This window comes from Phyllobacterium myrsinacearum (genome assembly GCF_014138285.1).
GTDB lineage: Bacteria > Pseudomonadota > Alphaproteobacteria > Rhizobiales > Rhizobiaceae > Phyllobacterium > Phyllobacterium myrsinacearum_A.
Window position 1 is genome coordinate 445,873 of sequence record NZ_JACGXN010000001.1, and the last position, 14,002, is coordinate 459,874.

Below are 14,002 nucleotides of genomic sequence, written 5' to 3' on the forward strand. Positions count from 1 at the left end.
GGATATGTGCCGGGAGAGCCGCAGCTCAGCCCATCTTGCACATCATCATTGGCATGCCGCCGCACGACATCATCATGGGCATGCCCATGTTCATCATGGCGGTCATGCGATCGCAGCAATCCTTCATCATTTCCATCGACATGCCGTCCATCGGCATCATTTCGCAGACCATGCCGGTCGGCGTCATCTTGCAGGTCATGGTGCACATCATCATGGGCATGCCCATTGGCATCATTCCACCCATCATCTGCATTGGCATCATGCCATTCATCATTGGCATCTGCATTGGCATCATTCCGCCCATCATTGGCATAGGCATCATGTTGTTCATCATCGGCATCGGCATCTGCATGGCAGGGTTCATCACATTCTCCGGAAACTATGTTGCGGCGCTTGATTGCCACCGTTGACGTGGCTCTAACCCCTGATTTATCGCACCGCAACATGGATACGGGCCTGTGCCGACGTTTCCTCCGCGCTCGCGAACAGAGCGTTCACGAAAGCAGAAAATCCCGATATTTCCTGGTGTTTTACGGGATCATCATGCCCGTCTTTGCAGACGGGGCACGGCATCAATCAGAACCCGGGTTGCTTCCGCCCGAGGGGCGGCAAGAACCCGTTCTGTCTCGCCGCTTTCGACAATGCGCCCCTCGTCCAGCACGACCATGCGATCGGCTATGGCCCGGACCACGGCAAGGTCGTGGGAAATGAAGAGATAGGACACGCCGGTTTCCTCCTGCAGATCGAGCAGGAGATTGAGGATTTGCGCCCGAACCGAAACATCCAGCGCCGATACAGGCTCGTCCAGCACGATCAGATCGGGTGTGGTGGCAATCGCCCGGGCAATGGCAATGCGCTGACGCTGACCGCCGGAAAGCTCGAGCGGGCTGCGCTGCATCAGATCGGGGCTCAATCCCACCCGTTCGAGCGCATTGGCGATAACCGCGCCATAGCGTTCGCGGGGAGCCAGATCATGCAACCGCAGCGGGTCTTCCAGAATGCGCTTGACGGTGGCACGCGGATTGAAAGCTGCGAGCGGATCCTGAAACACCATCTGGAACCTTGGTCGCAGCAGCCGCAAGGCTTCGCCCCGCAGCGTCGTTATATCATGCCCGCACAGGTGGATTGATCCGGAATCCGGATTGCTCAGCCGCATGACAAGCCGTGCGAGCGTCGTTTTACCCGAACCCGACGCCCCGACCAGCGCCAGCGTTTCACCGCGCTTCAGGGTAAAGCGGATATCCTTCAGGCCCGATGCACTGCGTTCGCCAAAGCGCTTGGCCACATCCTTCAAATCAAGAACAATGGAATTGTCAGTTTCACTCATGGCAGGTTCAGGCTGTCAGGGTTGATTTCGACAAGCCGCCTTTGCCGTGGTGTGTCGAGTGACAGGTGCGCTCCGATCAGGGCTTTCGTGTAGGAATGCGTGGGTTTGCCCAGCACATCTGCGGCGGCACCCAGTTCGACAAGTTGCCCCTTGTAGAGAACCCCGATCTGGTCCGCTCGCTCGGAAGCCAGTGCGATATCGTGCGTCACGAACAGCAATGTCAGCCCATCTTCGCGCACCAGCTCATCCAGCAGGTTGACGATATGGCGCTGTACCACCGTATCGAGCGCACTGGTCAACTCGTCGGCGATGATCAGGGACGGATTAGCTGCCAATGCCAGCGCTAGAGCGATGCGCTGGCGCTGCCCACCAGAGAATTCGTGCGGATAGCTGTTGAGGCGCGACAGCGCTTTGGGGATGCGCACCCGGTCCATAAGGTCAGCGGCGCGGACGCGCGCGGCGATCCAGCTCGTGTCCTCATGCGCCCGGATGACCTCGGCAATCTGATCACCGACCTTGATGACCGGATCAAGGCTGCCGCCCGGATCCTGAAATACCACACCAATATCCTGGCCAAGGCGCGGCCGCACAGATGCACCGGGGAAGCTGATCGAGCCAGTCTGGCGCGCCTGCTTCGGCAAAAGACCGGCAACGGCCATAGCCAGGGTGGATTTTCCTGAACCACTCTCGCCGATCAAAGCCAGCCGCCCGCCCCTGATAAGGTCGAGCGAGACATCCGCAAGGGCAATCGTCTCGCCGTAAGAAACACCCAGATTCTCGACACGCAGGAACGCTTCGCTCATGGCTGGGGCAGCCCTTCCCTGCGTGATAATCCGCGTCCGATCAGGTGAACACTGAGAACCGTCACCACCAGCGCCAGGCCCGGCACGATGGAAAGATAAGGCGCGGAACGCAAAACCGTGCGGCCTTCGGCAATCATGCTGCCCCAGGTTACCCGGTTGGGATCGCCGAAGCCAAGAAATGACAGCGCCGCTTCGATGAGGATAGCCGCCGCCACGGAAATGGCAGCCAGAGAAGCCGCAGGACCAAAGGCATTCGGCAGAATTTCGCGAAAGGCGATGTCCAGCGGCCGCATGCCGAGCGTCCGGGCGGCAGCCACGAAATCGCGCTCGCGCAACGAAAGGACCTCCGCCCGTGTAACCCGTGCCGCCTGCGTCCAGGTGCCAAGACTGATGGCCAGAATGAGAGTCGGGATGCTTGGTCCTGTCACGCTGATTGTTGCCAGCGCCAGCAGGAAACCCGGAACCGTCTGAAATGCCTCGGTGATCCGCATCAGGATGGCGTCGGCAATACCGCCGAGAAATCCGGCCAATGTGCCGACAAAACTGCCGATGATGAGCGATGCTGCAGCCGAGAAGAACGCAACCAGCAGTGTCGTGCGCGTGCCGTAGAGGAGTTCGGACAGAACGTCGCGACCGAGACGATCCGTGCCCAGCCAATACGCCTCCGATGCAAAGGGCCGGAGCAAGGGTTCACCAACGATGGCGAGCGGATCACCCCGGACAATCCATGGGGCGAGCAAAGCCATGAGCACAAGTGCCAGAAGCAGCACGAGGCCGGCACGCCCTTCGAGGTTGAGACGCCGCCAGATCGTCATCGGCCGAGCCTGACGCGTGGATCGAGTTTGCCATAGGCCAGATCAACCAGCAGATTGGCAATAATGACCGTTATGGCACTGCACAGGATAACACCCAGCAGCAACGGGGTATCGCGCCGGGAGACGGCTTCCGCCGCCAGCCGCCCAAACCCCGGAATGGCAAAAACGCTTTCGACCACCACACTGCCGCCCAGCATGACCGCCGCCTGCAGGCCGAGCATGGTGATGACAGGCAGGACCGCATTGCGCGCCACATGCCGCCAGACGACGCGGCCATGGCTGAGGCCGCGCGCTTTCAGGCCGGTGACGAAGGGATCGCGCCAGACCTCGCTCATGCGGTCGCGCATCAGCCTGAGATAGAGCGCGAGATAAACCATGGCGAGCGAGGCGACCGGCAGGACCAGATGCGTAGCGATATCCGCCATACGCGCCCATCCGATCTTGCCTGATGCAATTGTCTCGATACCGCCCACCGGCAACCAGCGCAGATCCACCGCGAAGATGACGATGAGCACCAGTCCCAGCCAGAAGCCGGGAACCGCATAAAGCGCCAGCGAACCGATAGAGAGAGAACGGTCCCGCAGGGAGCCAGGTTTTGCACCGGCAATCACGCCGAGCAGCGAACCGAGGAAGAAGGCCAGCGCGGTGGCAATACCCATCAGCAGAAGGGTTACAGGCAGCCGCTCGACGATGACCGACAACACCGGACGTTGAAAGGCCGTCGACCAACCGAGATCACCATGACCAAGCGCCGAGACATAGGCGATGAAGCGATGGAACGGCCCCTGGTCGAGCCCCCATGCCTGACGCAGCTGCGCCAACTGGTCGGCATCCATTCCGCCGGACCGCGCGACATAGGAGTCTACCGCGTCACCCGACGCCGCCTCCAGCAGCAGAAAACTGCCAACCAGCACGACGGCTAAAACCGGAATCGCACCCAAAAGGCGTTTCAGGAAAAAGGATGCGAGTGGCGGCAAAACAGCTCCGACGGGTCATGCGAATGGAGTGGGACACTAGAGCGAATGAGACAGGAAGACAAACGGGTTTGTTTTCGTCAACAGCAGTCCTCGTCCTTGGTGATCAACCGTCCTGTCCTCTCTTCGATGTCCCTCATGGCGAGCTGCAACCATGACGGATACGGAGGCTTTACGATAAAATGAGGCCCTCCGCCCCTATCCCTTCAGCCAGACATTCGCCCAGTTGGACACAGCCCAGCGGGGATTATCAGACACATTCTGCACCGTGTCGCGGGCAACGGTGATGAACGAGAATTCCGCTACATTGATCAGCGGCAGATCCTCCGCCACCTTCTTCTGCAGCTGCTTGTAGAGACCGGCACGCTTGTCGCTGTCCACCGTCGATGCGGCGTCCTTGATCAGCTTGTCGACATCCGCATTGGCATAAGCGTACTGGTTGGAGAACGGCACACCGGCGGGCAGCCCGCTTTCGAACAGGATGGTGGTGGAGATCGCCGGATCGGAACGGTAGACCGGCGTTGCCACAGTGATATCGAAATCATGGTCCGTGTAGACCGCCTTCAGATGGGCTGGCGTATCGTTGCTGACCACCTGCGCATCGATACCGACCTTTGCCAGCGCCTGCCGCAGATAATCGCCGAACTGCTTGGTTTCATTGAAGAATGGAGCCGGAAGGAGTTTCAGGGTGAAACGATTGCCGTCCGCGCCGCGCTTGTAGCCCGCCTCGTCGAGCAGCGCTTCGGCCTTTGCCGGATCGAAAGCATGGACGGCGACGTCTGGTTCGTAAAACGTCTTGTCATAGGCCGGGACCGGCCCGGTTGATGGTTTTGCATAGCCGAGGAAGATCGTCTTGACGACAAAATCCCGGTCGATGGCATGGGCAAGCGCCTGACGCACCTTCGGGTCGGCCAGTTCCTTGCGGCGATGGTTGATTTCGACGATGAGCTGGTAGGTCAATCCCTCATAACCATTGGCATAAACCTTCAGGCCCGACGACTTGGAGATGCGGCTGAGATCGGCAAGCGGGACAGCAGAGAAGGCGGCAAGCTGGATCTGTTCGGCTTCCAGTGCGTTCCCGGCAGATGAACGGTCCGGCAGGATCTGATAGACGATTTCATCCAGCAGCGGCTGGTCCTTCTGCCAGTACGTATCGTTACGCTTCAGCAGATAATATTCACCCGGCTTGTGTTCGCCGAATTTGAAGGGCCCGGTGCCGACCAGGGCCTCATTAGCCGGGTTCTTGGCAATATCGGTGCCTTCGTAGAGATGTTTCGGCACGACGGAGGTGACCACCGGCAAAGCATTGCGGATAAGCTGGAACGGCGTCGGCTGCGAGAACCTGAAAATGGCCGTGTGGTCATCGGGCGTTTCGACGCTCTCCAGATTCTTGAAGACCACGCGCCCGAGATTTTGCAGCTTCTTCCACACTTCGAGCGCGGAGAAGGCGACGTCAGCCGACGTGAACGGCTTGCCATCATGCCATGTCACGCCTTCGCGCAGTTTGAATGTTGCGGTCAGGCCATCGGCCGAGCCCTCCCATGCGGTGGCGAGGCGCGGCGACAAGCCATCCTTGCCGTCATAGGACTGTTCGGCCAGCGGCTCGACAATCTTGCTGGCGACAAAGAACACGCCGTTGGAGGCGACGATTGCCGGATTGAGATTGGCTGGCTCGCTGTCTCCGGCAATGATCAGACGCCCGCCTTTGACGGGCGCTTCCCCTTGCGTCCAGCCAAGCCCCGGCATGGCAGTCAGTGCCGCGGCACTGGCGGTCAGATTGAGAAAAGCGCGGCGGTTCAACAGGATACGGGACATGCTTGCGATCCTCTTATGGATGGGTTTGGCCAAGGGGGCGAGACAGAATCTGGCTGAGAGCCGTAATGGCGGCGCGGGCGAAGTCCGGCTTGGCGGACGCGCCCATATGGCCGATGCGCAACAGCTTGCCTGCAGTGTCGGCGCGGCCAAGCGACAGCAGAATGCCATGCTCGTCACGCAACCGGTCACGCAGTGCGGTATCGCTGAAACCATCGGGCAGTTTGAAAGCTGTTGTCGTGGGCGCGCAGAACTCCAGCTTTTTCGGCCACAGCTTCAGGCCAAGCTCGAGCAGACCGTTGCGCGTGATCTCTGCCGTTTCCGCATGGCGGGCCCAGACGTTTTCGGCGCCCTCTCCGGCATAGAGATCAAGCGCAGCATCCAGCGCGTAGATTTCGGCGATGGACGGCGTCACCGGAAAGGGCTTGCCCGGTTCCGAAGCGCCTTTCCAACCCAAAAGGCTGAGAAACGACCCACGCGGTGCATCCGGATTGGCCTCGATCTTGGCCCAGGCCCGCTCACTCACACTGATGAGGCTCAGGCCCGGCGTGCTGCCAAGGCATTTCGATGGGGAGGTGATGAAAATATCGACATGCGCCTCACGCGGATGAACATCCATCCCGCCAAAGGACGACACCGCATCGACAATGAGAAAGGCCCCGTGTTCGGCAACAACAGCACCGATTTCATTCAACGGATTGAGCGTGCCGGATGGCGTGTCGTGATGGCAGAGTGAGACAATCGTGATATCCGGGCGCTGGCGCAGCGCCTCGCGCACCGCCTGCGGGTCGATGATATCGTCATAGGGCACGGCGAGCTCGACGACTTCCTTGCCATAGCGTGCGGCCCAGTTGGCAAATCCCTTGCCATAGACTCCGGAAACAAGGTTCAGAACCACATCGTCGCGGCCAATCAATGCGGCAGCGGCAGCTTCGATGCCAAGAATGGCTTCTCCCTGCATGATGACAGGCGCTGTGCCTTGCCGCAGCGCCAGCCGCAACTTCTCGATCACGTCAGCATAGAAGCTCTGGAAGGCGGGATCATAATCATAAAGTATAGGCCTTCCGAGCGCGGCAAGCACTTGCGGATAGGCAGGAACGGGACCTGTGGTCAGCATCAGCGGCGGAATGGGGAGCATGGGTCGCACTTTGAAATTTCATCCCATTCACGGGCGCAAATGGCACTCAAAGCAGACCATATTCTCGCTGCTGGTGGAAACCAAGAAAAACTATTTCAATATTTGAAAATGCGCTGGCAAAACCATCGTGCTTGATTCGTGGTTCGACAAGCTCACCATGAGGGAGAGTGGTGCTGTAAGGCTAGCAGGGGAGATTGCAGAATCGAGATATTGCAGAACCTGGCTCCCTGCAACCCACCCATCTCCCTCATGGCGAGCTTGTCGAACCACGCACGATGGTTTTGCAGCCCTCACTCCAGCGGGATCACGTCGACCGATTGCTTTGCTTCCTGCGAACCGCTGGTTTTCAGCACCCCGACAATGGGCGAGACATCGGCATAATCCCGGCCGTAACCCACGGTGATATGATCATTGCCGGCCATCATCGCATTGGTGGGGTCGAATTCCTGCCAGCCCGCTTCACGCCCGCACCAGGCGCGCACCCAGGCATGCATGGCGTCGGCACCTTCCAGCCGTTCCTTGCCGGGCGGCGGGATGGTGCGCAGAAAACCGCTGACATAGCCCGCCGGGATACCGATGCCGCGCAGGCCCGCAATCATGATGTGGCTGAAATCCTGACAGACCCCGGCGCGCAGGTCGAATGCTTCCCGCGCCGTGGTGCGCACATTGGTGGCGTCGGAATCGTAGGCGAAATCCGCATGGATGCGATTGCATAGATCGCTCGCCGCCTCCATGACCGTGCGCGTCTTGCCGAGACTTGCCGCGGCATAACCGGTGATATCGGGATCGATGGCCGCATGGGCGCTTGAGGTCAGGAAATGGTGCGGCGCATCCGATGCCACCGACCAGACCCCGCGTATCTCTTTGGCCAGCCCGGCAATATCCGGCGAAACGTCGAGCATGGTCTGCGGCCGCGCCACATTGATGCGGGCGGTCATCGTCACATCGAGGGTTTCATGCGGATTGCGGTAGACGATGGAGGTCACCGTATTGGCAAAGAAATCGGTGAAATCGGAGCGTTCCGCCGCTGAAGGGTCAAAGGACAGGCTGGAAGCGACCACGCGCTGGATGCCCGGCAGCGTCTGCGGCATCACGCGGATATGGTGGCGCCCGCCCGCTGCGGAGCGCTCGTAGTCATAATGCAGGTGAAGGCGGATATTATAGAGCATTCTTCACCACCTCAGGCAAAATACGTGTCGGAGATGGTATCGGACAGCGCGCCGATTTCACTGGCAAGATCATGCAGTGTGTCGGCGGTCAGTTCACTCGATTCCATGATGGCAAGCTGCGTGTGAAGACGCAGCACATCCTTGGAAAAGGCGGGCATATGCGCACCCGCCTCGCGCTGCGGCAACAGGTTGAACTCGGTTTTGAGCGCATCCAGCTGGAAAATGATCGAGCGGGGATTGAGCGGGTCAAGCGCCAGAAGGTCAAGCACGCTCAGACGCCCGGAATAGACGCTGTACTGCCGCCGGTGCGTCATGACGCTGTCGCCGATTTCCAGCAGCATTTCCAACGCACCTTCCGGCGCTTCATGCCGCGACAGGTTCGCGAGGATACGCGCCATCTGGATACCGCGTTCCAGCCTGCGGCCGATTTCAAGGAAACGCCATCCGGTGAAACGATACATGTTTTCATGCACCAGACCGGAGAACCCGGCGAGCTTGCGCAGGATAATGGTCATGGCGCGGGTGCCGTCATCGCCCTGCGAGACGACATCCTGAAAACGGTGAACGGTCTTTGACAGATCGCGCAATGCCAGCCAGCCATCGGGCGAGAAACGGTCGCGGATACGCCCGGCACTCAGCATGGCGCCATCGATGGAGCGCAAGAGCCCCTTTGGAACGGCCTCATCAAGGTCGATACCCATCGGCTTGAGCTGATCACGCATTTCCGTCAACAGCGGCAACTCCGCATTGGCGGTCTCGGCATAGCGGGCATGACAGGCCCGCAGAATACGCGCCGTGGCTTCCGCACGCTCGATATAGCGCCCCATCCACATCAGGTTTTCGGCTGCACGGCTCGGCAGCGTGCCCGGCACGTTGCGGCGGAAGGCGTCATCCTCGCGCGGCAGCAGCGTGTCCTTGCGCACGGGTGCCGAACTGGTGATCCACACATCCGCCGCCTGGCCGCCGCGCTGCATGGCGATTGCGGCCGTGTCGAGCGTGAAACCAACGCGGGCAAAACCGCCCGGCATGAAACTCCAGCCATCGCGGTGGCGCGCTGCAAAGACGCGCAGGACAAAGGGGCGCGGTTCCAGCTTGCCGTCCACATAGACCGGCGTCGTCGACAGTTTGACTGCTTCCTGACCAACCAGTCCGCGACCATCGGTCTGCAGTTTCTGCAGCAATGCCTGACGCGCCGCGTCGTCCAGCGCAGAACCCAGAACCGTGGCCTGCACATCTTCAAACGGCAACCGCGTCGACAGCGCCGGACCGACCATCATCTGGTCCAACCGCTTTATCACCTGCTGCCGTTCCTTCTCCTGACCGCACCACCACGTGGCAATGCTGGGCAAGGCGAGATCACGGTCGTGCAGGGCTTTGGAAATCGCGGGAAGGAAGGCGAGCAATGCCCGGGTTTCAAGAATGCCCGATCCCAGCGCATTGACCAGCGAGACGGAACGTTGGCGCAGCGCGCCAACCATGCCTGGTGTGCCGATCCACGAATCCGATTTCAGTTCCAGCGGGTCCATATAGGCGGCATCCATGCGCCGCCATAAGACGTCGATGGGCTTGAGGCCGGAAACGGTACGCACCATGACCCTGCCCTTGCTGACGGTCAGGTCATCGCCCTCCAGCAGCATGATGCCGAGATAACGGGCGATATAGGCGTGTTCGAAATAGGTTTCGTTGTTCGGTCCCGGCGTGAGAATAGCCGCGCGGCCTGCAGGATCATGGATCAGGCTCTGCAGGGAATCGCGGAAATCCTTGAAGAACCCGGCGAGGCGATGAACATTCATCGCCGTGGAAATATCCGATAATGCCCGGGTGGTGGCAACACGGTTTTCCAGCGCAAATCCGGCACCCGAGGGCGCCTGCGTGCGGTCACCCAGCACCCACCACTGGCCATTCGGTGCGCGCCCGAGCTCAAAGGCGCAGAAATGCAGGAAATGCCCGCTCGCAGGTTTGATACCGGCTACGGGATGCAGGAACTCCGGGTTCGACGCGATCAGATCCGGCGGCAGCAGCCCATCGCGCACCAGCCGGTTGTCGCCATAGATATCGGCAACAATATCCTCCAGAAGATCGGCGCGCTGGGTCAACCCTGTCGTGATGGCGCGCCAATCATCCTCGTTGATGAGAATCGGGATATGGGCGAGCGGCCATTCGCGCTCCTGTGTCCCGGTCTCGTCATAGACACGGTAAAACACACCCGCGTCGTGCAGATACTGATTGGCACGGGCAAAACGGGTGGCGAGCTTGTCGGGGCCGAGGGTGTCGAGCGAGCGCAGCAGCTTTTCCCAACCGGGCCGGACAGCCCCGTCGGGATCAATCATCTCATCCGCGACGCCCTGCAGCGGCTTGTAGCCCGCGAGAAGACCGGAGGGCGGGGTGGATTTCACACTCTGTGACATGGATTACGATACCCCCCTCTGGGCTGTCGCCCGTCTCCCCCGCAAGGGGGGAGATCACATCGGCATCGATGGTGTTGTTCAAGCTTCAACAGTAAAGGTTGCCTGAAACAATAATGAAGGCCGATCTCCCCCCTTGCGGGGGAGATGCCCGACAGGGCAGAGGGGGGTGAAATCTCCACGTCCATCAATCGCACGACCTCAATGCCTTGGCCTTCTCAGATCAAGGGTCATCGGAAATTCACCCGATGGCTGTTCCCTGCGCAATTCATATCCCCCTGCCGTATGGCCGCGCGGCTCGAAACGCGCAAGCCGGCGCGCTTCAGCCTCGTTCGAGTTGACCGGGAACGTATCATAGCTGCGCCCGCCGGGGTGTGCGACATGATAGACGCAACCGCCAATCGCGCGTTGCGACCACTGGTCGTAAATATCGAAGACCAGCGGCGTGTTGACAGGAATCATCGGATGCAGGCCGGAGCGCGGCTGCCACGCCTTGTAGCGCACCCCGGCAACTGCCGTGCCCTGGCTGTCCGTCATTTTCAGCGGCACCTCGCGGCCGTTGCAGGCCACGCTGTAACGCGCCGGGTTGAAACCGTCGACCTTGACCTGAAGCCGTTCCACCGATGAATCGACGAAGCGCACCGTGCCGCCGATGGCACCCTGCTCGCCCATGACATGCCACGGCTCCAGCGCCTGCCGGATTTCCAGCTTCACGCCTTCATTTTCGATTTCGCCGCAGAAGGGAAAGCGGAACTCCAGCTGTGCTTCAAACCATTCCGGCCGGAAATCAAAGCCGTTCTCGCGCAGGTCGGCGAGAACATCGAGGAAATCCTGCCAGACAAAGGCCGGCAGCATGAAGCGGTCATGCAGCGACGTTCCCCAGCGGACAAAGTTGCCCTGAATCGGGTTGTTCCAGAACCGGGCGATCAGCGCGCGGATCAGCAATTGCTGGGCAAGACTCATACGTGCATTGGGCGGCATCTCGAAACCGCGGAACTCGACCAGACCGAGCCTCCCCGTGGGACCATCGGGCGAGAACAGCTTGTCGATGCAGATTTCCGAACGATGCGTGTTGCCGGTGACATCCACCAGCAGATTGCGGAACAGCCGGTCGACCAGCCATGGCAAAGGCGGCGTGCCTTCGCCCGGCCGGGGCACCTGAGCCAAGGCGATTTCCAGCTCGTACATACTGTCGTGCCGCGCCTCGTCGATGCGCGGCGCCTGACTGGTTGGACCGATGAACAGGCCGGAGAACATGTAGGACAGCGATGGATGGCGCTGCCAGTGCAGGACAAGGCTTTTCAGCAGATCAGGGCGGCGCAGGAACGGGCTGTTGGCAGGCGTTTCACCGCCGACCACCACATGGTTGCCGCCGCCGGTGCCCGTATGACGGCCATCGATCATGAATTTATCGGCACCGAGACGCGTCTCCCGCGCTTCCTCATAGATCGCGGTCGTCGTCTCCACGCAGTCGCGCCAGTTGGTGGCCGGGTGGATATTCACCTCGATCACACCCGGATCCGGCGCAACGCGGATGACGCTGACGCGAGGATCCTGCGGCGGGCCATAGCCTTCGATATGCACCGGCAGGCCCAGTTTGTGGGCAGCAGCTTCTGCAGCCGCCACCAGTTCCAGATAGTCTTCAAGCGCCTCGACCGGCGGCATGAACACGCTGAGGCGCCCATCCCTCGGCTCCACCGATATGGCGGTGCGCACTGCCCCGCCGATTTCACCGAGTTCCTGCTCCACCCTCTCCTGCTGATTGCCTTCAGCCGCGGTAAAGGACGCGACGGCCAATGTGCTTTCACGCGGCTGCGGCGCGGTGCGCGGTAAGGGCTCCGGCAATGCTCCACGATCCACCGAAGGATCGACCGGAACGATATAGGGATACTCAGAAGCCGGAACATGCGGCAGGGCACCAAGCGGCAGACGGTATCCGACAGGCGAATCCCCCGGCACAAGAAACAGCTTGCCGCGCCGTGTCTTCCATTTCTCGCTGCGCCAGCGCGGCCCTGACGCCTGACTGTTCCAGCGTTGCACCGGCAGGACAAAGCCGCTCGGTTCGGTCAGACCGCGTTCAAAAACCCGGGCGATACGGCTGCGCTCTTCCGGGTCCTTTAGTTTTGAGTTGGAGGGATCGACATTGTCAGGGAGATTGCCTTCCTTGACGATCCATTCGGCGGGATCCTCGTAGGCGGGCGCGACCATCTCCTCTTCAACGCCAAGCTCTTCCGCCAATGCGACGAGAAGTTTCCCGGCATCTTCCGGCTTGACGTCAACCGTGCTGTTCTCGGGCGCGATCAGATCGGGGTTGACCCAGATCGGCTTGCCGTCCTTGCGCCAGTAGAGCGAGAACGTCCAGCGCGGCAGGCTCTCGCCCGGATACCATTTGCCCTGCCCGTAATGCAGAAAACCGCCCGGGGCGAAGCGCTCACGCAACCGGCGGATCAGCTTGTCGGCCTTTTCCCGCTTCGTCGGCCCCACCGCATCGGTGTTCCATTCGCCCGATTCAAAATCATCGATGGACACGAATGTGGGCTCGCCGCCCATGGTCAGGCGCACATCCCGCTCTTTCAGGATGGCATCCACCTTTTCACCGAGAGCATCGAGCGCATTCCAGGATTCGTCCGAAAACGGTTTGGTGATGCGCGGATGCTCGGACACACGCGTCACGCGCATATCGAAACCGAATTCCACGTTGGCGAATTCCGCCATGCCGGAAATGGGTGCTGCGTTGCGGTAATGCGGCGTGGCGGCAAGCGGCACGTGGCTTTCGCCGGTCAGGAGCCCTGACGTAGGATCAAGGCCGATCCAGCCTGCCCCCGGCAGATAGACTTCGCACCATGCGTGGAGATCGGTAAAATCCTTGTCCGTTCCGGCGGGACCATCGATGGCGACGAGATCAGGCTTCAGCTGGATGAGGTAGCCGGAGACAAACCGCGCAGCCAACCCGAGATTGCGCAGAACCTGCACCAGCAGCCAGCTTGAATCCCGGCACGATCCCGAACGCAGGTTCAATGTGGCATCGGGCTCCTGAACGCCGGTTTCCATGCGGATGACATAGCCGATCTCGCGCTGGATACGTGCGTTGAGATCAACCACGAAATTCACTGTGTTGGTGGGCGTGCGATCAATCGTTTCGAGGAACGCGGAAACGAGCGGCCCCGCCGGTTCCGGTTTCATGTAGATCGACAGATCGTCGCTTATCTCTTCGGGATAGCTGAAGGGCCAAGTCTCGGCGACCGGTTCGACAAAGAAGTCGAACGGATTGTAGACTGTCATGTCGGCAACGAGATCAACCTCGATTTTCAGTTCCGTAACCGGTTCGGGAAAGACAAAACGGGCGAGGAAATTGCCGTAGGGATCCTGCTGCAGGTTGACGAAATGATTGGCCGGACTGACTTTCAGGGAATGGCTGAGAACCTTGGTTCTGGAATGGGGCGCTGGCTGGAGCCGGATAATCTGCGGCCCGAGCATGATGGGCCGGTCATACTTGTAATGCGTCAGGTGATAGACTGCTGCGTGAATTGCCATGTCGCCTCAAAAATCGGTTTCGAAA

The 14,002-nt window shown here is 60.4% G+C and carries 10 protein-coding genes; 1 reads left to right on the plus strand and 9 read right to left on the minus strand.

Annotated elements, in window-relative coordinates; translation table 11 throughout:
- Window positions 1-35 precede the first annotated feature (35 nt).
- The gene (locus tag FHW16_RS02325) at window positions 36-410 is read left to right on the plus strand and encodes a hypothetical protein (RefSeq protein WP_182547553.1); all 375 of its coding nucleotides are present in this window, start codon (window positions 36-38) and stop codon (window positions 408-410) included.
- Between the two features lie 131 nt (window positions 411-541).
- Here the strand turns inward: FHW16_RS02325 and FHW16_RS02330 are convergent, their stop codons facing one another.
- The 9 genes from FHW16_RS02330 to FHW16_RS02370 all read right to left on the minus strand — a co-directional run bounded on the left by FHW16_RS02330 (window position 542) and on the right by FHW16_RS02370 (window position 13,977).
- Entirely contained in the window at window positions 542-1,327 is a 786-nt protein-coding gene (locus FHW16_RS02330; protein WP_182547554.1) for an ABC transporter ATP-binding protein, read from the minus strand.
- Window positions 1,324-2,130 carry an ABC transporter ATP-binding protein gene (locus FHW16_RS02335; RefSeq protein WP_182547555.1) on the minus strand — a complete coding sequence of 269 codons (807 nt, stop codon included), beginning with the start codon at window positions 2,128-2,130 and terminating at the stop codon, window positions 1,324-1,326. Before FHW16_RS02335 ends, FHW16_RS02330 begins: the two co-directional genes overlap by 4 nt.
- Window positions 2,127-2,945 (minus strand): ABC transporter permease, encoded by an 819-nt coding sequence (locus tag FHW16_RS02340; RefSeq protein ID WP_182547556.1) that lies wholly within the window; start codon window positions 2,943-2,945, stop codon window positions 2,127-2,129. Before FHW16_RS02340 ends, FHW16_RS02335 begins: the two co-directional genes overlap by 4 nt.
- On the minus strand, window positions 2,942-3,922 hold the full coding sequence (locus tag FHW16_RS02345) for an ABC transporter permease (protein WP_182547557.1): 981 nt from the start codon (window positions 3,920-3,922) through the stop codon (window positions 2,942-2,944). Before FHW16_RS02345 ends, FHW16_RS02340 begins: the two co-directional genes overlap by 4 nt.
- 195 nt (window positions 3,923-4,117) lie before the next feature.
- Window positions 4,118-5,734: an ABC transporter substrate-binding protein gene (locus tag FHW16_RS02350; RefSeq protein ID WP_182547558.1), complete on the minus strand. Its 1,617-nt coding sequence runs from the start codon at window positions 5,732-5,734 to the stop codon at window positions 4,118-4,120.
- A 13-nt stretch (window positions 5,735-5,747) separates the two neighbouring features.
- Complete coding sequence (gene ppaT / locus FHW16_RS02355) at window positions 5,748-6,869, minus strand: pyridoxamine--pyruvate transaminase (protein ID WP_246711606.1); 1,122 nt, start codon at window positions 6,867-6,869, stop codon at window positions 5,748-5,750.
- Window positions 6,870-7,159: 290 nt separating this feature from the next.
- Window positions 7,160-8,038, minus strand: a complete 879-nt coding sequence (locus FHW16_RS02360; protein WP_182547559.1) for a transglutaminase family protein — start codon at window positions 8,036-8,038, stop codon at window positions 7,160-7,162.
- Between the two features lie 11 nt (window positions 8,039-8,049).
- Window positions 8,050-10,446: a circularly permuted type 2 ATP-grasp protein gene (locus tag FHW16_RS02365; protein ID WP_182547560.1), complete on the minus strand. Its 2,397-nt coding sequence runs from the start codon at window positions 10,444-10,446 to the stop codon at window positions 8,050-8,052.
- A gap of 198 nt (window positions 10,447-10,644) precedes the next feature.
- Window positions 10,645-13,977 (minus strand): DUF2126 domain-containing protein, encoded by a 3,333-nt coding sequence (locus FHW16_RS02370; RefSeq protein WP_182547561.1) that lies wholly within the window; start codon window positions 13,975-13,977, stop codon window positions 10,645-10,647.
- Between the last annotated feature and the right edge of the window lie 25 nt (window positions 13,978-14,002).

Coding starts and splice junctions, on each gene's coding strand:
- FHW16_RS02335 (WP_182547555.1), bottom strand. CDS start 2,130: ATGAGCGAAGCGTTCCTGCGTGTCGAGAATCTGGGTGTTTCTTACGGC.
- FHW16_RS02350 (WP_182547558.1), bottom strand. CDS start 5,734: ATGTCCCGTATCCTGTTGAACCGCCGCGCTTTTCTCAATCTGACCGCC.
- FHW16_RS02370 (WP_182547561.1), bottom strand. CDS start 13,977: ATGGCAATTCACGCAGCAGTCTATCACCTGACGCATTACAAGTATGAC.
- FHW16_RS02340 (WP_182547556.1), bottom strand. CDS start 2,945: ATGACGATCTGGCGGCGTCTCAACCTCGAAGGGCGTGCCGGCCTCGTG.
- FHW16_RS02365 (WP_182547560.1), bottom strand. CDS start 10,446: ATGTCACAGAGTGTGAAATCCACCCCGCCCTCCGGTCTTCTCGCGGGC.
- FHW16_RS02330 (WP_182547554.1), bottom strand. CDS start 1,327: ATGAGTGAAACTGACAATTCCATTGTTCTTGATTTGAAGGATGTGGCC.
- FHW16_RS02360 (WP_182547559.1), bottom strand. CDS start 8,038: ATGCTCTATAATATCCGCCTTCACCTGCATTATGACTACGAGCGCTCC.
- ppaT (WP_246711606.1), bottom strand. CDS start 6,869: ATGCTCCCCATTCCGCCGCTGATGCTGACCACAGGTCCCGTTCCTGCC.